Genomic DNA, 22,517 nt, shown 5'->3' with positions numbered 1-22,517 from the left:
GGTTGCCCCGTACGGCGTGACTACTCGGCCTGCAGCACCAGCAGCGCCAGGTCGTCCTCCGGGGGCCGGGACCCGAACTCGTGCACCAGTCGCCGGATGCGCTCGGCGACCAGCCCGGCCTCCAGCCCCGCGCACCCGGCGAGCACCGCGGCGAGCCCGTCCCCGTCGTCGAACTGGCGGGAGCCGCTGCGCCGCTCGGTGATCCCGTCCGTGACGCACAGCAGGGTGTCGCCGGAGCGCAGCTCGAAGGTCTCGCTGGTGTACGTCGCGTCCTCGACGACGCCGAGGAGGGTCTGCGGCTGCGCGACGGTGCGGACGGTGCCGTCGGGCGAGAGGAGCAGGGGCAGCGGGTGCCCCGCGGAGGCGAGGGTGCAGCGGACGCCGCCGTCGAAGGGGGCCAGTTCGCCGTAGAGGAGGGACAGGAACCGGGTCTGCGGTCCGTCGCCCGGGGCAACCGGACGGCCGCCGACGGCGACCAGGGCGCGCGCGGCGGCGTCCGCGGCTTCCGTGGCGTCGTCGAGGAGGAGCTGGTTGAGGCGATCGAGGACGTCGGGGACGCCGTACTGCTCGCGGGCCAGCAGCCGCAGCCAGGGCCGGGCCAGCCCGATGACGACGGCGGCCTCGGGGCCCTTGCCCTGGACGTCGCCGACGGTGAAGCACCAGCGGCCGTCACCGGCCGGGAAGAGGTCGTAGAAGTCGCCGCTGGGTCCCCCCTTGTCGCACGGTTCGTAGACGAGGGCGCTGCGCACGCCCGGGATCTCCGCGACGGCGCCGGGCAGCAGGCCGCGCTGGAGGACCGCGCTGATGGTGGCCTGCCGGGCGTACTGGCGGGCGGCGCCGATGGCGAGGGCGACCCGGCGGCTGAGGTCCTCGACGAGGCCGCTGATCTCCTCGGGGAAGCGGAGGACGCCCGAGCGCCCGATGACCAGGGTGCCCAGCGGCCGGCCGCCCGCGACCAGGCGGTAGGCGAGCGCGGCGCCGTGCGTGCCGAGGGCCTCGTCGGGCCAGGGGTGGGCGACGGGGCCGGAGCGCCACGGGTCGTGGGGGCGGGGCGGGTCCTTCTCCAGGGCCCGGCGCAGTTCCTCGATGTGACTCTCGCTGCCGTGCCAGACGCGGGCGAGCCGCGCTCCCACGGCGGTCCCGGGATCGTCGCTCCAGGCTCCCCGGCCCAGGGACTCGTCCTCCAGCCAGACGCCGCACCAGTCGGCGAGGCGCGGCACGATCAGCTGTCCGGTGAGGGAGGCGATCAGGTCCTCGTCGAGCTGCCCGGCGAGGAGGTCGGAGGCCTCGGCGAGGAAGGACAGGGCACCGCGGCCCAGCCATTCCCGGTCCCGGACACCGCGCCGGGCGGCGCCGGTGCCGGTGGTGGCGGGCGTCGCGTCGTCCCGCCAGTCCTCCGGCCACTGCGGGAGGTCCCATTGACCGGGGTGGGTCGCCCGGTCGGGGTCGGTCACGCGGACGGGGCCTGCCGCCGGGTCAGGGCCTGCCAACGCGTCGGGAGCTGCCAACGCGTCGGGGCCTGCCGCCAAGTCGCCCCCGGTGTGCACCTCGACCTGCTCGGACTCGGCGACCCCGGCGGCCTCGGCTGCCTCCCGGCCCGCGACCGGAAGCCGCGCCCACACCGTCTTGGCGCCCGGGCGGTACGTGATGCCCCAGGACTCCGAGAGCGCGGCGACGAGCCGCAGACCGCGCCCGTACTCGGGGCTCTCGCGCGGCACCTCGTTCTCGCCGCCGCTCCCCGGGGCGCGGGAGGGATGGCGGTCCGTGACCTCGACGACGAGTGTGCCCGTCTCCCCCAGCCGGCAGGACATCTCGAGGTCGGTGCCCGCGTGCACGACGGCGTTGGTGACCAGCTCGCTGGCGACCACGAGGACGTCGGCGGCGAGCTGCTCGGTCAGCCGGGCCGTGCCGGGCAGCCCTAGCGCGACCCAGTCCGCGAGCGCCGCGCGCACCACCGCGCGCGCCGCGCCCGGCGCCAGTGGGCTTCCGAGCAGGACGGCGTGCGCCCGCGCGCACTCCTGGGCGGATGCCTCAGCAGTGTGCGCGTGCGCACCACTCGCACAGGAGACTGTCTCCCGTTGGGTCGGAATGGCCCCCATGGACGGCTCCCCGGGCAGTTCGTGCGAATACCTCGCAGTCGTTGCCTGACAGAGTGACAGACCGACCCCGTCCATAAGCGCGGAGTTACCGAAGTCGGCCGCCACGAGTGAGAACCGTGCTAAGCGGACGTTCGAAGCCCGCCGCTGCGCTACGCCTCCCGCGCGCCCTCGTACATCTCCTCGATCAGGTGCTTGTACTCCCGCTCCACGACCGGCCGCTTCAGCTTCAGGCTCGGGGTGATCTCGCCGTGCTCCACGTCGAGGTCCCGCGGCAGCAGGCGGTACTTCTTGATGGTCTGCCAGCGCTGGAGGCCCTCGTTGAGCTGCTTGACGTAGCCGTCGACCATCTCGACCGTCGCCGGTGCCGCGACGACCTCCGCGTACGACTTGCCCTCCAGGCCGTTCTCCTTCGCCCACTCCAGGATGGCGACCTCGTCGAGGGCGATGAGCGCCGTGCAGAAGTTCCGGTCGGCGCCGTGGACCAGGATGTTGGAGACGTAGGGGCAGACCGCCTTGAACTGGCCCTCGACCTCGGCGGGCGCGATGTACTTGCCGCCGGAGGTCTTGATGAGGTCCTTCTTGCGGTCGGTGATGCGCAGGTAGCCGTCGGGCGAGAGCTCGCCGATGTCGCCGGTGTGGAACCAGCCGTCCGACTCCAGGACCTCGGCGGTCTTCTCGGGCAGCTTGTGGTAGCCCTCCATGATGCCGGGGCCGCGCAGCAGGATCTCGCCGTCGTCCGCGACGCGCACCTCGGTGCCGGGCAGCGGCTTGCCGACGGTGCCGGTGCGGTAGGCCTCGCCGGGGTTCACGAAGGACGCGGCGGAGGACTCGGTGAGGCCGTAGCCCTCCAGGATGTGGATGCCGGCGCCCGCGAAGAAGTACCCGATCTCCGGCGCGAGGGCGGCCGAGCCGGACACGCACGCCCGCAGCTGCCCGCCGAACGCGTCGCGGATCTTCGCGTACACGAGGGCGTCGGCGACCTTGTGCTTGGTGGCGAGGCCGAAGGGGGCGGTGCGGGTGCCGGTGCGCTTGAAGTTGTCCTGGGTGACCTTGGCGTACTCGCGGGCGACCTCCGCCGCCCACTGGAAGATCTTGTACTTGGCCCCGCCGCCCGCGCGGGCCTTGGCGGCGACGCCGTTGTAGACCTTCTCGAAGATGCGCGGGACGGCCGCCATGTAGGTCGGCTGCACGACCGGCAGATTCTCGATGATCTTGTCGACGCGGCCGTCGACGGCGGTGACGTGACCGGCCTCGATCTGACCGGAGGTCAGCACCTTGCCGAAGACGTGCGCCAGCGGCAGCCACAGGTACTGCACGTCGTCCTTGGTGACCAGGCCCGTCGCGGCGATCGCCTTCGCCATGTACGACCAGTTGTCGTGCGGCAGGCGGACGCCCTTGGGGCGGCCGGTGGTGCCGGAGGTGTAGATGAGGGTGGCGAGCTGGTCCTTGGTGAGGGCGCCGACCCGCTTCTTGACCACCTCGGGGTCCGTCTCGAGGCGGGCCGCGCCCCGGCGCTCCAGCTCGTCGAGGGTGAGGATCCAGTCCTCGCCGGTGTCGGCGCCGGTCGCGTCGATCACCACGACATGGGTGAGGTCCGGCAACTCCGCGCGCTTCTCCCTGGCCTTGGCCAGCTGGGCGGCGTCCTCCGCGATCAGCACCCGGCTCTCGGAGTCGGCGAGGATGTACGCCGACTCGTCGGCGTTGGTCTGCGGATAGACCGTGGTCGTCGCCGCGCCGGCGCACATGATGCCGAGGTCGGCCAGGATCCACTCGAGCCGGGTGGAGGAGGCCAGGGCCACGCGCTGCTCGGGCTGCAGACCGAGTTCGACCAGACCGGCCGCGATCGCGTAGACCCGCTCGGCGGCCTGGGCCCAGGTGAGGGACTTCCAGTCGTCGGGGCCCTCACCCGAGGCCGGCGGCACCGGGTAGCGGTACGCCTCGGCGTCCGGCGTGGCCGCCACCCGCTCCAGGAAGAGTCCGGCCACGGAGGGCGGACGGTTCTCGATCAGTGTCTGTGTGTCGCTCACGACATCCTCCGGGCCCGCGACGGTGCGGCTGGCTCGTTGCGGCTGGCTCAGGTGCGGCTGGTTTCACTCTCGGGCGGTTGTTCAGGGCGCTGCTTCGGGTGCTTCTTCGGGTGCTTCTTCAGGCGCTGCTTCAGACGTTGTTTAACTCGCGAGTAACTATCGGGCAGGCATCAGAGTAAGGGGCGACCGGCCTGCGCGTAAGTCTCCGCGCCCTGTCATTTCGTACGAGAGCCACCCGTGACATGCGAAGGGGCCCGCCGCGCTTTTGCACGACGGGCCCCTTCGTGTCCGTTTTGCCGGGGTGGACGGAGTGGATCGGACGGACCGGCCCGGTTACTTCTTGGCCTTGCCCGGCCCCGCGCTGTCATCGCTGGACAGGACCGCGATGAAGGCCTCCTGCGGAACCTCCACGGAACCCACCATCTTCATCCGCTTCTTGCCTTCCTTCTGCTTCTCCAGCAGCTTCCGCTTACGGGAGATGTCACCGCCGTAGCACTTGGCGAGGACGTCCTTGCGGATGGCGCGGATGGTCTCGCGGGCGATCACCCGGGAGCCGATGGCGGCCTGGACCGGCACCTCGAAGGCCTGCCGCGGGATGAGCTCCTTGAGCTTGGCGACGAGCCGTACGCCGTACGCGTACGCCTGGTCCTTGTGGGTGATCGCCGAGAAGGCGTCCACCTTGTCGCCGTGCAGCAGGATGTCGACCTTGACCAGGCTGGAGGTCTGCTCGCCGGTGGGCTCGTAGTCCAGGGAGGCGTAGCCGCGGGTCTTGGACTTCAGCTGGTCGAAGAAGTCGAAGACGATCTCCGCGAGCGGGAGGGTGTAGCGGATCTCCACCCGGTCCTCGGAGAGGTAGTCCATGCCGAGCAGGGTGCCGCGCCGGGTCTGGCACAGCTCCATGATCGCGCCGATGAACTCGGTCGGGGCCAGGATCGTGGCGCGCACGACCGGCTCGTAGACCTCGTTGATCTTGCCCTCGGGGAACTCGCTCGGGTTGGTGACGGTGTACTCGGTACCGTCCTCCATGACCACGCGGTAGACCACGTTGGGCGCGGTGGCGATCAGGTCGAGGTTGAACTCGCGCTCCAGCCGCTCGCGGATCACGTCGAGGTGGAGCAGGCCGAGGAAGCCGACGCGGAAGCCGAAGCCGAGGGCGGCGGACGTCTCCGGCTCGTAGACCAGCGCGGCGTCGTTGAGCTGGAGCTTGTCCAGGGCCTCGCGCAGCAGCGGGTAGTCGGAGCCGTCCAGCGGGTACAGGCCGGAGAACACCATGGGCCTGGGGTCCTTGTAGCCGCCGAGCGGCTCCTCGGCGCCCTTGTGCTGGCTGGTGACGGTGTCACCGACCTTGGACTGGCGGACGTCCTTCACACCGGTGATCAGGTAGCCCACCTCGCCGACGCCGAGACCGTCGGCGGCGAGCATCTCCGGCGAGTTGGTGCCGATCTCCAGCAGCTCGTGCGTGGCGCCGGTGGACATCATCCGGATCCGCTCGCGCTTGTTGAGCTGGCCGTCGATGACACGGACGTACGTCACGACACCGCGGTACGAGTCGTAGACGGAGTCGAAGATCATCGCGCGGGCCGGGGCGTCCTTGACGCCGACCGGGGCCGGGACCTCGGCGACGACCTTGTCCAGCAGCACGTCGACGCCGAGCCCGGTCTTCGCGGAGACCTTGAGCACGTCGTCGGGGTCGCAGCCGACCAGGTTGGCGAGCTCCTCGGCGAACTTCTCGGGCTGCGCGGCCGGCAGGTCGATCTTGTTCAGCACGGGGATGATCGTGAGGTCGTTCTCCATCGCCAGGTAGAGGTTGGCGAGGGTCTGGGCCTCGATGCCCTGGGCGGCGTCGACGAGGAGGATGGTGCCCTCGCACGCGGCCAGCGACCGCGAGACCTCGTAGGTGAAGTCGACGTGCCCGGGGGTGTCGATCATGTTGAGGATGTGCGTGTTGCCCTTGTCGTGGGTGGGGGCCCACGGCAACCGCACCGCCTGGGACTTGATCGTGATGCCGCGCTCGCGCTCGATGTCCATGCGGTCGAGGTACTGGGCGCGCATCTGCCGCTGCTCGACCACACCGGTCAGCTGGAGCATCCGGTCGGCGAGCGTGGACTTGCCGTGGTCGATGTGCGCGATGATGCAGAAATTGCGGATCAGAGCCGGGTCGGTACGGCTCGGCTCGGGCACATGGCTAGGGATCGCGGGCACGCAGGGTCCTGATTCTTGAGGCGTCCGCAGTGTCTGCGGTCTCGGGTCGGATCGATACGTAGCTTCCATGGTCCCACGGGTGGGGCGCTGGGATGGGTTTGGGAGGGGTTGAGGCCGGGTTTGGGTGGGCTGAGCAGCCGCTGGTAGTGTGGGGGGCTGTGTCTCATGCCCTCTCAGCGCGAGGCACTCCTTCAAGAAATCATCGGCACGGGACCTTCGCGGCCTCGTGCCTGAACCTGCAAAGGCTCATTCGTGGCGAACATCAAGTCCCAGATCAAGCGGAACAAGACCAACGAGAAGGCCCGGCTGCGCAACAAGGCCGTCAAGTCCTCTCTGAAGACCGCGATCCGCAAGGCCCGTGAGGCCGCTGCCGCGGGTGACGTCGAGAAGGCCACCGAGTACCAGCGCGTCGCTTCGCGCCAGCTCGACAAGGCCGTCTCCAAGGGCGTCATCCACAAGAACCAGGCCGCCAACAAGAAGTCGGCGCTGGCGCAGAAGGTCGGCGCTCTCAAGGGCTGAACCCCTTATCTGGTCTGATCGCCGGAGGGACCCAGAGCGGGCCCTCTCTCATCCGCTCCCGTCCGGCACCCAGGATCCATGCGCGGCCTGCGTTCGCCACGCGGGCATGGATCCGCGAGCTTGATCCGAAGGCCCCGGTGGCCGTCCTTCCCCAGGACGGCGCCGGGGCCTTCGGTGTGAGGTGAGCGGGGCGTCTGCCCCCGGGTCAGGTCGGTCCCGCGACCCGGTTCAGGTCCGTCCCCGCGAACGCGCCGCCTGTGCGATGGTCACCACGCACTTCTCCAGGGCGTACTCGGGATCGTCCCCGTTGCCCTTCACCCCGGCGTCCGCCTCGGCCACCGCGCGCAGGGCCACGGAGACGCCGTCCGGGGTCCAGCCGCGCATCTGCTGCCGGACGCGGTCGATCTTCCACGGCGGCATGCCGAGCTCACGGGCGAGGTCGGCGGGGCGTCCGCCGCGGGCGGAGGACAGCTTGCCGATCGCCCGCACGCCCTGGGCCAGCGCGCTGGTGATCAGCACCGGTGCCACGCCGGTCGCCAGCGACCAGCGCAGCGCCTCCAGGGCCTCGGCCGCACGTCCCTCGACCGCCCGGTCGGCGACCGTGAAGCTGGAGGCCTCGGCGCGTCCGGTGTAGTACCGCCCGACGACCGCCTCGTCGATCGTCCCCTCGACGTCGGCGGTCAGCTGGGACACCGCGGAGGCCAGCTCCCGCAGATCGCTGCCGATCGCGTCGACCAGCGCCTGGCACGCCTCGGGGGTGGCCGACCGCCCGGCGGTGCGGAACTCCGCCCGGACGAAGGCCAGCCGGTCGGCGGGCTTCGTCATCTTCGGGCACGCCACCTCGCGCGCGCCCGCCTTGCGCCCCGCGTCCAGCAGGCCCTTGCCCTTGGCGCCGCCCGCGTGCAGCAGGACCAGAGTGATCTCCTCGGCGGGTGCGCCGAGGTAGGCCTTCACGTCCTTGACCGTGTCGGCGGACAGGTCCTGCGCATTGCGTACGACCACGACCTTGCGCTCGGCGAAGAGCGACGGGCTGGTGAGCTCGGCGAGTGTGCCGGGCTGCAGCTGGTCGGGGGTCAGGTCGCGCACGTCCGTGTCGGCGTCGGCGGCCTTCGCGGCGGCCACCACCTCCTGCACGGCACGGTCGAGCAGGAGGTCCTCCTGGCCCACGGCAAGGGTCACCGGGGCGAGAGGGTCGTCATTCGCAGTCTTCCTGGCCATCGCGACAAGCATCGCACGCACCGGTGACAACGGACCCCGTCCGCCGCCACACCTGCGCTACGGCTCCTCGCGCCAGCCGTCCCACTCCCCCGCGAACTCGTCCAGCTCACCGGGGTCCAGCCGGTCCCGCTCGTCGCGCAGGACGACGAGCCACTGGGCGTCCTCGGCATCGTCCTCGCCGGCCAGGGCGTCCCTGACGAGCTGCGGTTCCTCGTCGAGTCCGAACCGCTCCCCGAGCGCCTCGGCCACCTCCTCCGCGGCGTCGCGGTCGGGCAGCACCAGCACATGTCTCACGTCACTCACGGGTGCCATTGTCGGGCAGCGGGCGGCGGCCGGATCGCCGGGTCACCCCTTGGGCACGATCTGCACGTCGAGGTCGATCGTGATGCTGGGCCCGACCACGGCGATGCCGCGCGCCAGCATCGTCTGCCAGCTCACCGTGAAGTCGTCCCGGTGCAGCTCGGTGGTGGCGCGGCAGGCCGCCCGCGTCTCGCCCTCCATCCCGTTGCCGAGGCCGAGGTACTCGGCGTCCAGCGTGACCGTGCGCGTCACACCGTGCAGGGAGAGCGCTCCCGTGACGGCCCACCGGTTGCCGCCGCGGTGCGTGAACCGGTCGCTGTAGAACTCCAGGGTCGGAAAGCGCTCCACGTCCAGGAAGTCGGCCGAGCGCAGGTGGTCGTCGCGCATCTTCACGTTGGTGTCGATGGACGCCGCGTCCATCACCACGTGCATCGCCGAGTGCTCCATCTCGTCCGCGATCCGCACCGCGCCCGCGAAGGAGTTGAACCGGCCGTGGATCCGGGCCAGCCCGATGTGCCGGGCGGTGAACGCGATCGAGGAGTGCGCCGGCTCGATCTCCCAGTCGCCCGCCGCCGGCAGCTCCGGCGGCTGGGCCACCTGCAACGTCACGTCGCCGAGCGAGGCCAGCGAGTCCTCGGTGACCGTCATGGAGGCCCGGTAGGGCGTGTACCCCTCGGCGGACACCGCCAGCCGGTAGTCCCCCGCGGGCACCGTCGCCACGAACGACCCGAACGGGTCCGTCCCGCCGCCGACCACCTTGCGCCCCATGGCGTCGCTGACCGCGAACTCCGCGTTCGGCACCGGTTCGTTGACGGGGTCGAGGACCCGGCAGCTGAGCACCCCCGCGTTCGACGGCGTCTGCACCGCCGCCAGGGGACCCGTCCGTTGCATCCGCTTCGTTCGGCTTCCCAGCCAACGGCCGATCATCTGCGACACCCTCTGCGCGACGTGAGAAATCTAGTTGACGGTGAAACATTCGATCACCGATGAGGCTTTCGAGGCAACACGGGACCACATCGCGGGAAACCAACGTATGTGCTGGTAGTACGCACGAGTAGCCCCGTGTGGCCTGAATTGATCACTCAAGGCGGGATTTCTCACAGCGGGAACCGAGGGTCGTCACAGCCAGGACCAAGGGCCCTCCCTGTCACTGCCACGCCTCCTCACGGTCGGGCCACGACGGGCACACGGTCGAGGCCGATGCCGAAGTGGTCCCGGTACGCCGCGAGCACCTCCTCGTCCGTCGCCAGTTCGCGCTCCTCCCGCGTGCCGTCGGCGGCCGTCGACGTGAGCCTGTGTCCGCTGAGCGTGATCCTCCCTCCGTCCTCCGTGACCCGGGAGCAGACCGGCGCCGTGAGGAAGTGCGACCTGGGCGAGGTGCTGTGCCACCACGCCCCGGACACGAAGTCGCCGAGCACCCGCGGGCGCAGCTCCACCCGGTACACGGGCTTCCCGTCGCGCAGCACGTCCAGGTCGGCGGCCCGGGCCGTGTCGTGCCCGCCGCGCACCCCGGCCGCGTCCGGCCCCGCCTCGACGACGTGGAAGGTGCCCCCGGGGTCCTCCTGCTCACCCCGCTCCGCGAACGCCAGCGGGCCGTGGCTGTGCGCCCCGAACCCGACGTCGGCCAGCCAGTCGCCCCCGTCCACCGTCCGCACCCGCAGCGCCAGATGGTCGTACGGGATACCGAGCCCGGCCCCGTCGTCCTTGTACACCCGGGCCGCGAGCAGCGTGACCCCGTACCCGAGCGCCGCGAGCAACGCCCCGAAGAGGCCGTTGAGTTCGTAGCAGAACCCGCCCCTGCGCGCGCCCACCACCTTGTCCAGCAGCCGCTTCTCCTCCAGCACGATCTCCTCGCCCAGATGGACGGACAGGTTCTCGAACGGCACCGTCCGCAGATGGCGCAGATGCAGGTCGCGCAGGGCGTCGACGGTGGGCCTCGCCGGATACTCGGCTCCCAGCCGGCGGAGGTAGGCATCTGTCTGTGTGGAATCCATGGCCTCAGTCTCCCGCCACCCGCAGCGCCTCACCCGTGCCGGTGACCGCCAGTGCCCCGTCCCGGTCCGTGCGCAGCACCATCGCGCCCTGGGCACGCAGTGCCGCGACCGTGCTGGGCGCCGGGTGCCCGTACGTGTTGTCGTCGCCGCAGCTGATGAGCGCGAGCCGTGGGGCCACCTTCCGTATGAGGTCGGGGTCCTGGTGGGCGGAGCCGTGGTGGGCCACCTTGAGGACGTCGACGTCTTCCAGCGCCGCTGCCGCCGGTGATCGGGCCAGCTCCTGCTGCGCCGGGGGCTCCAGGTCTCCGAGCAGCAGCAGACGCAGCCCCGCCGTCCGCACCAGGAGGGTGACACTGGCGTCATTGGGCCCTTCGGTGCGCGTCGGCGGGCCCGGCGCCGCGGTCGGCAGTGAAGTCGCCGGTGAGGTCGCCGATGGGCTCGCCGGTGGAGTCGGCGGGCTCGGCGGTGGCCACACCACCTGCCAGGACAGCGGACCGGCCCGACGTCCCTCTCCGGCGGCTGCGTGCCGCAGGGGGATCCGCCGGGCCGCCGCCTGCCTGCGAACGGACTCGGCCTGGTCCGCGGGTTCCTCGAGGGCCGTCGTCTCGATCGCGCCCACCGAACGCCCCCGCAGCACCCCCGGCAGCCCCGCCACGTGATCGGCGTGGAAGTGGGTCAGCACCACGAGCGGGACGCGCGTGATGCCGAGCGAACGCAGACAGTGGTCGACCAGTGCGGGGTCGGGCCCGGCGTCCACGACCACCCCCGTACCCTCGCCCGCCGCGAGCACCAGGGCGTCGCCCTGCCCCACGTCGCACATCACCATCCGCCAGCCCGGCGGTGGCCACCCCGTGATCACCCGGGCCAGCGGTGCCGGCCGTACCACCGCCAGAGCCAGCAGCACCGCACAGGCCCCGCACCACCAGGGGTGCCTCAGCAACCGCCGCCCGGCGAGCACGACGCCGACCGTGACGAGGGCGAGCAGCGCCGCCCCGGCCCAGCTGCCCGGCCAGTCCACTCCCGCGCCGGGCAGCGCGGCGCCGCTGCGGGCGATCCCCGCGATCCATCCGGCGGGCCACCCCCCGCACCAGGCCAGCGCCTTGGCCACCGGCATCGCCACCGGTGCCGTCGCCAGCGCGGCGAAGCCCAGCACCGTGGCCGGCGCGACCGCGAACTCCACCAGCAGATTGCACGGCACCGCCACCAGGCTCACCCGCGCCGACAACACGGCGACGACCGGTGCACACAGGGCCTGCGCCGCCCCCGCGGCGGCCAACGCCTCGGCGAGGCGCGGTGGAACCCGGTGCCTGCGCAGCACCGTGCTCCACCGTGGGGCGAGCGTGAGCAGCGCGCCGGTCGCCAGTACGGAGAGCAGGAAGCCGTAACTGCGGGCCAGCCACGGGTCGTAGAGCACCAGCAGCAGCACGGCCGTCGCCAGCGCCGGAAGCAGCGATCTGCGCCGCCCCGTGGCCAGGGCGAGCAGGGCGACGGCCCCGCAGGCCGCGGCCCGCAGCACGCTCGGGTCGGGCCGGCACACGACGACGAGGCCGAGCGAGAGCGCCCCGCCGAGCAGCGCGGTCGTCCGCAGGGAGATACCGAGGCGGGGGGCCAGACCCCGACGCTCGCTGCGCTGAGCCAGCCCCGGCGGTCCGAGCAGCAGGGCGAGCACGATCGTGAAGTTGGCTCCGGAGACGGCCAGTGTGTGCGCGAGGTCGGTCTCCTTGAACGCCTCCTCCAGCTCCGGCGTGATGCGCGAGGTGTCCCCGACGACCAGCCCGGGCAGCAGCGCCCGCGCGTCCGCCGGCAGCCCGTCGGTGGCCTCCCGCAGTCCGGCGCGCAGCCGCCCCGCCAGTCGTTGCGCTCCCGACGGGCCGGCCACCACCTCCGGTGCCTGCCGGTCGCCCCGTACCCGCAGCACGGCCGCGACGCGGTCCCCGCTCGTTCTCGGGAGCGCCGTCCGGGCGGTGACCCTGACCCGGGTGGTCGGCAGCAGGCCCAGCCAGCGTGAGGCAGCCGGCCCCGCCCGGGAGAGCGGCGGCCCTCCGGCGGTGTCCGCAGGCCGCGCATCCGGGTCCGCAGGCCGCACGTCGACCAGCACCGGCGTCCGTGTCCTCGTCGTGGTGCCGCCCGCCTCCGTCACCCGTCGCACCTCGGCTTCGATCAGCACGGTGGGCGGCATCGCACGGTTTCCCCGGACGCGGGGGCGGGTGAGGCGGGGGTCGGCGGTGACCTCCACCTCGGCGGTGACGGTGGCGTACTGCCGCGCCAGCGTCGGCACCGGCCCCCGACGCAGGTCCGCGCCGTGCAGCGCGGCCGAGGCGGCGGCCGCGGCGACGCAGAGGAGCAGGGCGGCAACCGACACAGGGAGGCGCCTGCGCGTCGGTCGCCGCCGCCGCGTCCACAGCAGCAGAGCACCGGCCGCCGTCAGAGCTCCGGCCACGCCGCTCACGGCCCATACGGTCGGCACGTCGAGCGTCAGCGCCGCCGTACCCCAGGCGGCGAGCGCGGGCGGTACCAGCCGCAGGTCGGCGGGTGCCTCCTGCCGGGGGTGGGCGGCGCCGAGCCGATGGCCGGAAGCGACGTGCACCGCCGCACGCGCGGGCGACGCCCCCGCCGCTCCGGCGGTACCCGCCACTCCGGACGCCCTCGCTGCTCCTGACGCTCCCGCCGTCCCTTGCGACCCCGGCGACCGGTGGCCGCCGGCGTGCCGCCTCGGCTGCCCCATGTCCGTACCGGGGCGCGGGGGCGTCCTCATGGCCGCACCAGATCCCGAAGATCGGCGAAGCGGCGCTCGCCGATGCCGTTGACCTCGCGCAACTCGTCCACCGAGCGGAAGCCGCCGTGCTGTGCGCGGTAGTCGATGATGTGCTGGGCCAGCACGGGGCCGACGCCCGGCAGCGTGTCGAGCTGGTCGGCGGTGGCCGTGTTGAGGGACACCGGCGCCGCGGGAGCCGCGGGACCGGCCGGGCCGCTCGCCGCGCCCGGTCCACCCGGGGCGGCCCCCGGGACCGGCGCGGACGCCCCGACGATCACCTGCTCTCCGTCCACGAGGAACCGGGCCCTGTTCAGCCCCTCGGTCTTCGTGCCGGGTCGTACGCCGCCGGCGGCGCGCAGGGCGTCCGCGACCCGTGAACCGGCCGGGAGACGGTGGACCCCGGGCTTGCGTACCTTGCCCCCGACGTCCACCACGATCTCGGCCCCGGCCGTGGCCCCCGCACCGGCCTTGGCACCGGTCGAGGCCTCGGGCGTGCCGGTCTCGGACCCCTTTCCCGCCGCCGCGCTTTCGCCGGCCGGGCCGAACGCCGCTCCCTCCCGCACCATCTCCGGTGCCGCCACAGGCTGGGTGCGGCCGGTCCAGAAGTGCTGCACGGCGAAGACCGCCGCGACGACGAGCAGCACCGTGAGCGCGGCCACGCTGCGCCGCTCCAGTCCGCACCGCGTCTGCAGCCACACCGGCATCCGCTCCCGCAGCGCCGAACCGGCCCGCCTCCTCCAGACCGCCGCGGCATCATCGACCGCGTCCGGCGCGTGGTGCTCCTCCTCCCTCCGAGCCGTGGCCGTGGCCGTGCCCTCGTCCTCGGCGACGCCGGACCGCCCGCCGGCCCCGGCCGGCGGTGGCGCCAGCCCCGACTCGCCCCACTGACCGGCGCGTTCGTCGAACAACGCCTCCGCACGTCGGCGCAGCTCCTCCGCCGACGCATGCCGGTGCCCGTGCCGCGCCCGGCCGCGAACGCGGGGAGAGCGGCGGTGGCGGAGGCGGCCGTCGGAGGCGGGAGCGCGACCCGGGCCGCTGGTCGCGGATGCGGTGCGTGAACGTGATCGAAGAGCCATGCGACGAGGATCGGACACCTCGGCACATCCGCGATGATCATGCTCGATTCCCGGGGACTACCACCGGGTTGTGGACAACTCCAACCCCCACACGGGTGACACACGGCACCCCGGAAGCCACACAAGGAAACACAAGACGCCCACCGGGCCGCCCCTCACCGCGGCGAGACCACAACCCCCAGCAACCCGGGCCCCGTATGCGCCCCGATCACCGCGCCGACCTCGCTCACATGCAGGTCGGCCAGCCCGGGCACCCGCTCTCCCAGCCGCTCCGCCAGGGCCGACGCCCGCTCGTGGGCGGCGAGATGGTGGACGGCGATGTCCACGGGTGCGCTGCCCGCACGCTCGGCGACGATCTCCTCCAGCCGGGCGATGGCCTTGGACGCCGTGCGGACCTTCTCCAGGGGCTCGATGCGACCGCCGCCCAGTTGCAGCAGCGGCTTCACCGCGAGGGCGGAGCCGAGCAGGGCCTGGGCCGCCCCGATCCGACCGCCGCGCCGCAGATAGTCGAGGGTGTCGACGTAGAAGAAGGCAGAGGTGCCCGCGGCTCGTTTCTCCGCGGCCGTGACCGCCTCGTCCACCGTGCCGCCGGCCTCCGCCGCCTCCGCCGCGGCGAGTGCGCAGAAGCCGAGGGCCATCGCGATCATGCCGGTGTCCACGACGCGCACCGGGACGGGTGCCTCGCGCGCGGCGACGACGGCCGCGTCGTGCGTACCGGAGAGTTCCGCGGAGAGGTGGAGGGAGACGATGCCGTCGACGCCGGACTCGGCGATCCTGCGGTAGGTCTCGGCGAAGAGTTCCGGGCTGGGGCGGGAGGTGGTGACCGGGCGCCGTTTCTGCAGGGCCTGCGCCAGCGACCGGGTCGAGATCTCGGTGCCCTCCTGCAGGGCGCGGTCGCCCAGGACCACGGTCAGGGGTACCGCGGTGATGCCGTGCCGCTCCATCGTCCGGGCCGGGAGATAGGCCGTTGAATCCGTGACGATCGCGACATGGCGGGACATGAGCTGGAGGTTACCTGCCGTAGCGCGCGTACGGCAGCCCGGCCCCGGGGAGCGGGCGTCCGCGGGCCCCGGTCAGGTCGTGCTCTCCGGACGGGGTTTCTTCTGCCAGGGGTACACGGTGCCGGGGCCGGGCGGGGTGATGGCGGGCCGCGCGGGCTCCTCCACCGGACCCTGCTGCTCCTGACGTCCCTGCTGCGGGTTCTGCGGCCAGGTCTGGCCGGCGGCCGGGGTCTCGGCGGCCGGGGCCTCGGGCCAGGGCGCGGCGGCGGGCTCCGTCCCGGTCTCCGTCCAGTGCCGCAGGGCGCCGGCCTCGACGTCGATCTGTGCGCTCAGCGAGTCCAGGTCGTCGTCGGCGAAGCGGCGGGCCCGGTCCCGGGCCGCCCAGCGCAGCGCCTCCGCGGACCGCGTGATGCGCTCGGTGCGCTCGCGCAGCGCGGGGAGGCGCTCGCCGAGCGTGGCGCGGTCGGGCTCGGACTCCAGCCGCCTGAGCTCGCCGTCCAGTTCGACCCCGTGCGCGCTGAGCCGCTCGAACAGGGCGAGGGACTCCTTCAGGGACTCGTCCTCGGCCACGCCCGCGTGCAGCGCGTCCTGCGTGGCGCGCATCGACGTGCGCAGCGTCAGCCGCAGCTGGGCGAGCTCGCTCGCGGGGCCCACCTGCACGAGGGACTTGGCCCGCAGCGTGTGGTCCTCGACGGTGCGGCGGGCCTGGGTGATGTGACGGTCGGCGCTGCGCTTGGCCGCGCCGACGGCCTTCACCGTGGCGTAGGCGCCCAGCACGAGGGCGAGCACGAAAAGCAGGGCGAAGACGGTGATCACTGCTTCCACGAAGCTCCTCCTCCGAGCGTCCGAGCATCCGGCCCGGGGACCGAAGGCCGTGGCACGGCACCCGCCGCGCTGCTCTTCCACGGTAAACGCAGCGGGCAGGCCCAGGGTTCCAACAGAACCCCGAACCTGCCCGCACCGGACCCTGAACCGGCCCGTAAGGGACTACCCCGACCCACCCGGAGAGCGAGCGGATCCTCCCGGCCGCCTAGGCCGGGACGATGTTCACCAGCTTGGGCGCCCGCACGATCACCTTGCGGATCCCCGCCCCGTCCAGCGCGGCCACGACCTTGTCGTCGGCCAGTGCCGCCTTCTCCAGGTCGTCGTCGGAGATGGAGGGGGAGACCTCCAGCCGCGCCTTGACCTTGCCCTTGATCTGGACGACGCAGGTCACGGTCTCGTCGACGACGTAGGCCGGGTCGGCGACCGGGAAGTCCTGGTGGACCACCGAATCCGTGTGCCCCAGCTTGCGCCACAGCTCCTCGGCGACGTGCGGGGCCAGCGGCGCGACCATCAGCACCAGGCGCTCGGCGACCGAGCGCGGAACCACACCGCCCACCTTCGTCAGGTGGTTGTTCAGCTCGGTGACCTTGGCGATGGCGGTGTTGAACCGCATGCCCTCCAGGTCCTGGCGCACACCGTCGATGGCCTTGTGCAGGGCACGCAGCGTGTCCCCGTCGATGTCGGCTTCCGCGACGTCCGCCACCGTCACCTCGCCGGTGTTCTCGTCGACGACGTTGCGCCACAGCCGCTGCAGCAGCCGGAACTGGCCCACCACCGCGCGCGTGTCCCACGGCCGGGAGACGTCCAGCGGACCCATCGCCATCTCGTACAGGCGCAGGGTGTCGGCGCCGTACTCGGCGCAGATCTCGTCCGGGGTGACCGCGTTCTTCAGGGACTTGCCCATCTTGCCCAGCAGCCTGGAGACCTGCTCGCCCTGGTAGTAGTAGGAGCCGTCGCGCTCCTCCACCTCGGCGGCCGGCACCGCGATGCCGCGGCTGTCCCGGTAGACGTAGGCCTGGATCATGCCCTGGTTGAACAGCTTGTGGAACGGCTCGGCCGAGGAGACGTGCCCCAGGTCGAACAGGACCTTGGACCAGAAGCGCGCGTACAGCAGGTGCAGTACGGCGTGCTCGGAACCGCCGACGTACAGGTCGACGCCGCCGTGCGGCAGACCCTCGCGCGGGCCCATCCAGTACTGCTCGATCTCCGGGGCGACCAGCTGCTCGCTGTTGTTCGGGTCCAGGTAGCGCAGCTCGTACCAGCAGGAGCCGGCCCAGTTGGGCATGGTGTTGGTCTCGCGCCGGTACGTGCGCGGACCCCGGCCGTCCCCCAGGTCCAGGGTGACGTTCACCCAGTCCTCGTTGCGCGACAGCGGCGTCTCGGGCTGTGTGTCCGCGTCGTCCGGGTCGAAGGTGCGCGGGGAGTAGTCCTCGACCTCGGGCAGCTCCAGGGGCAGCATCGACTCGGGCAGGGAGTGGGCGATGCCGTCCTCGTCGTAGACGATCGGGAAGGGCTCGCCCCAGTAGCGCTGGCGGCTGAACAGCCAGTCGCGCAGGCGGAAGTTGACGGTGCCCTGGCCGGTGCCGGAGCGCTCCAGCCACTCGGTGATGCGCGCCTTGGCCTCGACCACGCCCAGGCCGTCCAGGGAGACGTCCGCACCGGAGGAGTTCACGATCCTGGCGTCGTACGAGGCGAACGCCTCGTCCCACGTCGACGTGTCCGTGCCCCGGCCGTCGGTCGGCTCGACCACGCAGCGGATCGGCAGCTCGAAGGCGCGCGCGAACTCGAAGTCGCGCGTGTCGTGCGCCGGGACGGCCATGATCGCGCCGGTGCCGTAGCCCATCAGCACGTAGTCGGCGATGAAGACCGGGACCTGCTCGCCGTTGACCGGGTTGGTCGCGTAGGTTCCGATGAAGACGCCGGTCTTGTCCTTGGCCTCGGCCTGCCGCTCGACGTCGGACTTGGCGGCGGCCTGCGCGCGGTACGCGGCGACCGCCTCGGTCGGGGTCGCGTGGCCGCCGGTCCACACCTGGTGCGTGCCCTCGGGCCACGCGGCCGGGGTGAACTTCTCGACCAGCGGGTGCTCGGGCGCCAGCACCATGTAGGTCGCGCCGAACAGGGTGTCCGGGCGGGTGGTGAAGACGGTGATGTGCTCGCCGTCGACGGGGAAGTCGACGCGGGCGCCCTCGGAGCGGCCGATCCAGTTGCGCTGCTGCAGCTTGATGGCCTCGGGCCAGTCCAGCTCGTCCAGGTCGTCCAGCAGCCGGTCGGCGTAGGCCGTGATCCGCATGTTCCACTGGCGCAGCTTGGACTTGAAGACGGGGAAGTTGCCGCGCTCGGAACGGCCGTCGGCGGTGACCTCCTCGTTGGCCAGCACGGTGCCCAGGCCGGGGCACCAGTTGACGGGCGCGTCGGAGGCGTAGGCCAGGCGGTACTCACCCAGGACGTCGGCGCGCTCGGCCTCGGTCAGCCGGTCCCAGGAGCCGCCGCCGGGCAGCGCGCGCTCACCGGACTCGAACTGGGCGACCAGCTCGGCGATCGGCCGGGCCTTGCGCGCCTCCTCGTCGTACCAGGAGTTGAAGATCTGCAGGAAGATCCACTGGGTCCACTTGTAGTACTCCGGGTCGATCGTGGCGAACGACCGGCGCTTGTCGTGGCCCAGGCCCAGCCGGCGCAGCTGGCTCTGCATGTTCTTCATGTTGGCCTCGGTCGACACGCGCGGGTGCGTGCCGGTCTGCACGGCGTACTGCTCGGCGGGCAGGCCGAAGGCGTCGAAGCCCAGGGTGTGCAGGACGTTGTGGCCGGTCATCCGCTGGAAGCGGGCGAAGACGTCGGTGGCGATGTAGCCCAGGGGGTGACCGACGTGCAGGCCCGCACCCGAGGGGTACGGGAACATGTCCATGATGAACTTCTTGGGCTTGGCGACCAGCTCCGGGTCGCCCGCCAGGTCACCATCGGGGTTCGGCGCGGCGTACGTCCCCTCGGCGTCCCAGAAGTCCTGCCAGCGTGCCTCGATCTCGGCGGCCATGGCAGCCGTGTAGCGGTGCGGCGCGGCGTCCGCCGACACAGGGGCGGTCGCCGCGGGGTTCGTCTCGCTCATGATCCTCAAAGCTCCATCGATCGTCTCTGCCAGCGGCTGCGACATTCAAGACCGGCTGTGACTGCCGGGAAATGAAAAATCCCCTCGCACAGGAGGGGACGCCGCGCCGATTCCGGCCACCGGACTACGACCGGGGTCGGGACTGATCAGCGCGGCTCGCTAAGCAGAAGGCGTACGGCACGCATGGCGTCAGGGTACCGCAGTCGCCGAGCGGCCCGCGACGGGCTTCCGAGCCGCGGGCACCGCCGCAAACCTGAACCAAGGTCAAAGGTTACTTCGCGTAACGACTGCTAAGGGACATCACAACGGACGCATTGTCGTTTGATAACAACGCAATAACTCAAACCCCGTACTCGCGGGTATGGCGCCACTTAGAGTGCGGCAGCGGGACCGCTTTCCCGAACCGCTCGGAGTTGCCCCCATGAACCCTCCCCTGATCCATCCCCGCAGTAACAGCTCGCCCGCTGCCCGCGCGTCCCTGACGCGGGGAGGCCTGCCGTGGTGACGAACGACAGCACGGCGGACGACACCTTCGCGGCGTTCCTCGACTTCGGCGCCGGCGTCCTCTCCCTCGTCCTCCTCAGTTGCTCGGTGATCTGGGGGCTCGTCGCCCAGGACCGGATCGTCCTCGACACCCGCCAACGCATCCTGGCCCAGGCGGTGCACCGGACCACCGCGGTCGCCTCGGTCGTGTTCCTCCTGGTGCACATCGGGGTCAAGCTCGCGCTGGACCACACCACCTGGGTCGCCGCGGTGGTCCCCTTCGGGCTCCTGGCCACGGAGGACGAGCAGTTCGGGGGCAGGGCCGTCCTCATCGGCTTCGGCACCCTGGCCAGCATGCTCATGGTCTTCGTGTCCGTGACCGGCGCCCTGCGCAACCGTTTCGCGTCCCCGGCTCCCGTGGCAGCCCGCTGGCGGGCCATGCACATGCTGGCCTACCCGGCCTGGTGCTTCGCCCTGCTGCACGGGCTCTACGCGGGTCGCGCGGCGAAGCCGCTCTTCACGGTCCTGTACGGCCTGTCCCTGCTCGGCGTCATGGCGGCCCTGGCGCTGCGCGCGGCGCCCCGCCCGGTCAAGCGCAGGGTCGCCGACCGGATCGCCGGCTTCTTCGGGACCTCGGAGCGGGTGGCCCGCGAGGAACTGGAGGAGAGCCGGGCCCGGGCGACGGCGGGTGCCGTGCTGCCGGGCTACGAGGGCCGCAAGGCACCCCGGCCGGGCACCCCCTCCGCACCGCTGTACGAGCCCGCGGAACGCCTCACTCCCCCGGAGCCCTCCAACGGCTTCGCGGCGGCCTACCGTGCCGTGTCCGGCTCCTCGCGCGCGCGGCGGCAGCCGTTGACGGCCGAGGCGACCGCTGCCACCCGGCTGCCGCCGGACCTGCGGCCCACCACGGCGATGCCGTTCGCCGACACCGCTTCCAGCACCTCGGGCAGCTGGCCGATCCCGTCCCCGCCCCCGGTCGGCGAGGCACCCCCGTCGGCCTACGACCCGCTCAACGACACCGGACACACCATCCCCGTCTACGGCAATCCGGGCGCGTCGGGCTACGGCTCGAGTGACGTGTACGACACCGGTGAGACGAACACCGTCCACGACACGTACTACCCGAATGACACGTACAACAGCGGTCCCGCCACTGAACCAGCCCCCGGTGCGTCCCCCGGCTCGTCGCCCTACGACGCGGCCCACGACTTCGGCGCACCGGGTTCCGGCGAACCTTGGAACACGCCTTCCGGAGGCATGAAGTGAACGAGGCCCTGCCCGACGTCCCAGAGGTCCGCGTCGTCGGGCTTCCCCAGCTCACGTCGGGCTTCGACCTTGTCGAGCGCCTGGATCTGCCCATGCACCTGAAGGTGCACGGGCCGCTCGAACCGCTGGGCGGCGAACAGCTCGCCCAGCTCTCCGAACGCATCAACCTGAAGGGCCGCGGCGGCGCGGGCTTCCCCTTCCACAAGAAGCTGCGCTCGGTCGCCGAGGCGGCGATCAAACGCGGCGTACGGCCGGTCGTGGTCGTCAACGGCAGCGAGGACGAGCCGGCCTGCCGCAAGGACACGGTGCTCATCAACCGTGCCCCGCACCTGATCCTGGACGGCGCGCTGCTGTGCGCCGAGGCCATGGGCGCCCGCACGCTGGTCATCGGGGTCACCCGCGAGTCCACCCAGCGCTCCATGGAGGCCGCCCTCGCCGAACGCGGCCTGAACAACGGACGCCGCTCCGCCCTCCGCGCGCGCGTGCAGCGCAATCCGGTGCGCATGGTCACCGGCGCGGCGGCCTCGCTGATCCGCTCCATCGACGGCGGCCCGGCGATCCCGCCCGGCCGCAAGGTCAGCGCGTCCCGCAGCGGCGTCGGCGGCGCCCCGACCCTGCTGTCCAACGCCGAGACGTTCGCCCAGCTGGCGATCGCCGCCCGCATCGGCCCCGAGCGCTACGGCAACACCGGCCTGTACGACGAGCCGGGCACCGTCATGCTCACGGTCTCCGGCGCGGTGGCCCGCCCCATGGTGATCGAGGTGCCCACGGGCGTGCCGCTGCGCTACGTCCTCCAGCTCGCCGGCGCCCCGCCGGTGCCGCAGGGCGTGCTGACCGGCGGCTACCACGGCAAGTGGATCGACGCGGCGACGGTCGACGAGGCGATCGTCTCGCGCAACTCGCTCCAGCAGGTGGGCGGCTCCCTCGGCGCGGGCGCGATCCTGCCGATCAGCCAGGACACCTGCCCGCTGGGCGAGTCGCTGCGGGTGGCGCAGTGGCTGGCCCAGGAGAGCGCGGGCCAGTGCGGCCCCTGCTACCTCGGTCTGCCGGCCGCCGCGCGCGGCCTGGAGGACATCCTGAACGGCGGCGGCCCGGCCGCCCTGGAGGCGGTCAAGCAGGTCGCGAGGAACGTGAAGCGGCGCGGCGCCTGCTCGCACCCGGACGGTTCGGCGATGTTCCTGGAGTCGACCGTCAAGGCGTTCACGGACGATCTCGCCGCCCATGTCCTCGGCAACGGCTGCGGACGGCCCGTGGAGGGCGTCCTGCCGCTCTTCGAGGGCGGCGGGGCCCCGACCGGCATCCCGGGCGGCGGGGAGGAGAACGGCCCCAGTCGGCAGAAGATCTACGTCGACTGGACCCTGTGCCGGGGCCACGGTCTGTGCGCGGACATCCTCCCGGAGGTCTTCCAGCTCGGCGCCGACGGCTTCCCGACCGTCGCGCAGGCAGACGTACCGCGGTTCGCGGAGGCCAAGGCGGTCCGCGCGGTGCGCCGCTGTCCGGCGCTCGCCCTGCGCATCGAGGAGGACACCCGCGGGCAGGTCGGTTCCTCGCGCACCAACCTGCCGGTCCTGTCCCAGGGCCGCGGCCGCCGGGCCCTCGGCCGCTGACATACGAACGAACCCCCCGGATCGGTGATCCGGGGGGTTCGTGCT

General features: G+C 72.2%; 15 protein-coding genes. 3 read left to right on the top strand and 12 right to left on the bottom strand.

The features are described 5' to 3' along the window. Positions 1-20 precede the first annotated feature (20 nt). The 3 genes from ACIGO6_RS02310 to lepA form a co-directional block, all read right to left on the bottom strand. Positions 21-2,099: a SpoIIE family protein phosphatase gene (locus tag ACIGO6_RS02310; RefSeq protein ID WP_399870105.1), complete on the bottom strand. Its 2,079-nt coding sequence runs from the start codon at positions 2,097-2,099 to the stop codon at positions 21-23. Positions 2,100-2,248: 149 nt separating this feature from the next. Then, positions 2,249-4,126, bottom strand: a complete 1,878-nt coding sequence (locus ACIGO6_RS02305) for an AMP-dependent synthetase/ligase (protein WP_399870103.1) — start codon at positions 4,124-4,126, stop codon at positions 2,249-2,251. Between the two features lie 333 nt (positions 4,127-4,459). After that, positions 4,460-6,328, bottom strand: coding sequence for a translation elongation factor 4 (gene lepA, locus ACIGO6_RS02300; protein WP_399870101.1), 1,869 nt, complete (start codon positions 6,326-6,328; stop codon positions 4,460-4,462). A gap of 252 nt (positions 6,329-6,580) precedes the next feature. Here lepA and rpsT point away from each other — a divergent pair, with 252 nt between their 5' ends. After that, positions 6,581-6,847 (top strand): 30S ribosomal protein S20, encoded by a 267-nt coding sequence (gene rpsT / locus ACIGO6_RS02295; protein ID WP_030180898.1) that lies wholly within the window; start codon positions 6,581-6,583, stop codon positions 6,845-6,847. A 228-nt stretch (positions 6,848-7,075) separates the two neighbouring features. Here rpsT and holA read toward each other — a convergent pair whose 3' ends face one another. The 9 genes from holA to leuS all read right to left on the bottom strand — a co-directional run bounded on the left by holA (position 7,076) and on the right by leuS (position 19,116). Beyond that, entirely contained in the window at positions 7,076-8,065 is a 990-nt protein-coding gene (holA, locus tag ACIGO6_RS02290; protein WP_399870099.1) for a DNA polymerase III subunit delta, read from the bottom strand. A 57-nt stretch (positions 8,066-8,122) separates the two neighbouring features. Continuing rightward, positions 8,123-8,377, bottom strand: coding sequence for a hypothetical protein (locus ACIGO6_RS02285; RefSeq protein ID WP_399870098.1), 255 nt, complete (start codon positions 8,375-8,377; stop codon positions 8,123-8,125). A 33-nt stretch (positions 8,378-8,410) separates the two neighbouring features. Next, entirely contained in the window at positions 8,411-9,292 is an 882-nt protein-coding gene (locus ACIGO6_RS02280) for a YceI family protein (RefSeq protein ID WP_399870096.1), read from the bottom strand. A gap of 236 nt (positions 9,293-9,528) precedes the next feature. Continuing rightward, on the bottom strand, positions 9,529-10,359 hold the full coding sequence (locus tag ACIGO6_RS02275) for an arylamine N-acetyltransferase (RefSeq protein WP_399870095.1): 831 nt from the start codon (positions 10,357-10,359) through the stop codon (positions 9,529-9,531). A gap of 4 nt (positions 10,360-10,363) precedes the next feature. Beyond that, a complete protein-coding gene (locus ACIGO6_RS02270) occupies positions 10,364-12,946 on the bottom strand; it encodes a ComEC/Rec2 family competence protein (protein ID WP_399870093.1) in 2,583 nt (860 codons plus the stop codon). Positions 12,947-13,110: 164 nt separating this feature from the next. Beyond that, positions 13,111-14,190 (bottom strand): helix-hairpin-helix domain-containing protein, encoded by a 1,080-nt coding sequence (locus ACIGO6_RS02265; protein WP_399870091.1) that lies wholly within the window; start codon positions 14,188-14,190, stop codon positions 13,111-13,113. A 155-nt stretch (positions 14,191-14,345) separates the two neighbouring features. Continuing rightward, complete coding sequence (locus ACIGO6_RS02260) at positions 14,346-15,191, bottom strand: DegV family protein (protein WP_399870089.1); 846 nt, start codon at positions 15,189-15,191, stop codon at positions 14,346-14,348. 72 nt (positions 15,192-15,263) lie between these two features. Beyond that, positions 15,264-16,016 carry a hypothetical protein gene (locus ACIGO6_RS02255; protein ID WP_399870087.1) on the bottom strand — a complete coding sequence of 251 codons (753 nt, stop codon included), beginning with the start codon at positions 16,014-16,016 and terminating at the stop codon, positions 15,264-15,266. 205 nt (positions 16,017-16,221) lie between these two features. Continuing rightward, positions 16,222-19,116: a leucine--tRNA ligase gene (leuS, locus tag ACIGO6_RS02250; RefSeq protein ID WP_399870085.1), complete on the bottom strand. Its 2,895-nt coding sequence runs from the start codon at positions 19,114-19,116 to the stop codon at positions 16,222-16,224. A 498-nt stretch (positions 19,117-19,614) separates the two neighbouring features. Here leuS and ACIGO6_RS02245 point away from each other — a divergent pair, with 498 nt between their 5' ends. Together ACIGO6_RS02245 and ACIGO6_RS02240 are read left to right on the top strand one after the other, a co-directional pair. Beyond that, the gene (locus tag ACIGO6_RS02245) at positions 19,615-20,865 is read left to right on the top strand and encodes a cytochrome b/b6 domain-containing protein (RefSeq protein ID WP_399870083.1); all 1,251 of its coding nucleotides are present in this window, start codon (positions 19,615-19,617) and stop codon (positions 20,863-20,865) included. Further along, positions 20,862-22,472, top strand: coding sequence for an NADH-ubiquinone oxidoreductase-F iron-sulfur binding region domain-containing protein (locus tag ACIGO6_RS02240; protein WP_399870081.1), 1,611 nt, complete (start codon positions 20,862-20,864; stop codon positions 22,470-22,472). The genes ACIGO6_RS02245 and ACIGO6_RS02240 overlap by 4 nt, the downstream gene beginning before the upstream one ends. Positions 22,473-22,517 lie beyond the last annotated feature (45 nt).

The sequence above is a fragment of the Streptomyces sp. NPDC053750 genome (assembly GCF_044544295.1).
Classification (GTDB): Bacteria; Actinomycetota; Actinomycetes; order Streptomycetales; family Streptomycetaceae; genus Streptomyces.
Note: the sequence above shows the minus strand (reverse complement) of the source record. Positions and strands in the feature narration are given on the sequence as shown.

Coding starts and splice junctions, on each gene's coding strand:
- ACIGO6_RS02260 (WP_399870089.1), bottom strand. CDS start 15,191: ATGTCCCGCCATGTCGCGATCGTCACGGATTCAACGGCCTATCTCCCG.
- ACIGO6_RS02285 (WP_399870098.1), bottom strand. CDS start 8,377: ATGGCACCCGTGAGTGACGTGAGACATGTGCTGGTGCTGCCCGACCGC.
- ACIGO6_RS02280 (WP_399870096.1), bottom strand. CDS start 9,292: ATGATCGGCCGTTGGCTGGGAAGCCGAACGAAGCGGATGCAACGGACG.
- holA (WP_399870099.1), bottom strand. CDS start 8,065: ATGGCCAGGAAGACTGCGAATGACGACCCTCTCGCCCCGGTGACCCTT.
- ACIGO6_RS02265 (WP_399870091.1), bottom strand. CDS start 14,190: ATGGCTCTTCGATCACGTTCACGCACCGCATCCGCGACCAGCGGCCCG.
- leuS (WP_399870085.1), bottom strand. CDS start 19,116: ATGAGCGAGACGAACCCCGCGGCGACCGCCCCTGTGTCGGCGGACGCC.
- ACIGO6_RS02275 (WP_399870095.1), bottom strand. CDS start 10,359: ATGGATTCCACACAGACAGATGCCTACCTCCGCCGGCTGGGAGCCGAG.
- ACIGO6_RS02310 (WP_399870105.1), bottom strand. CDS start 2,099: ATGGGGGCCATTCCGACCCAACGGGAGACAGTCTCCTGTGCGAGTGGT.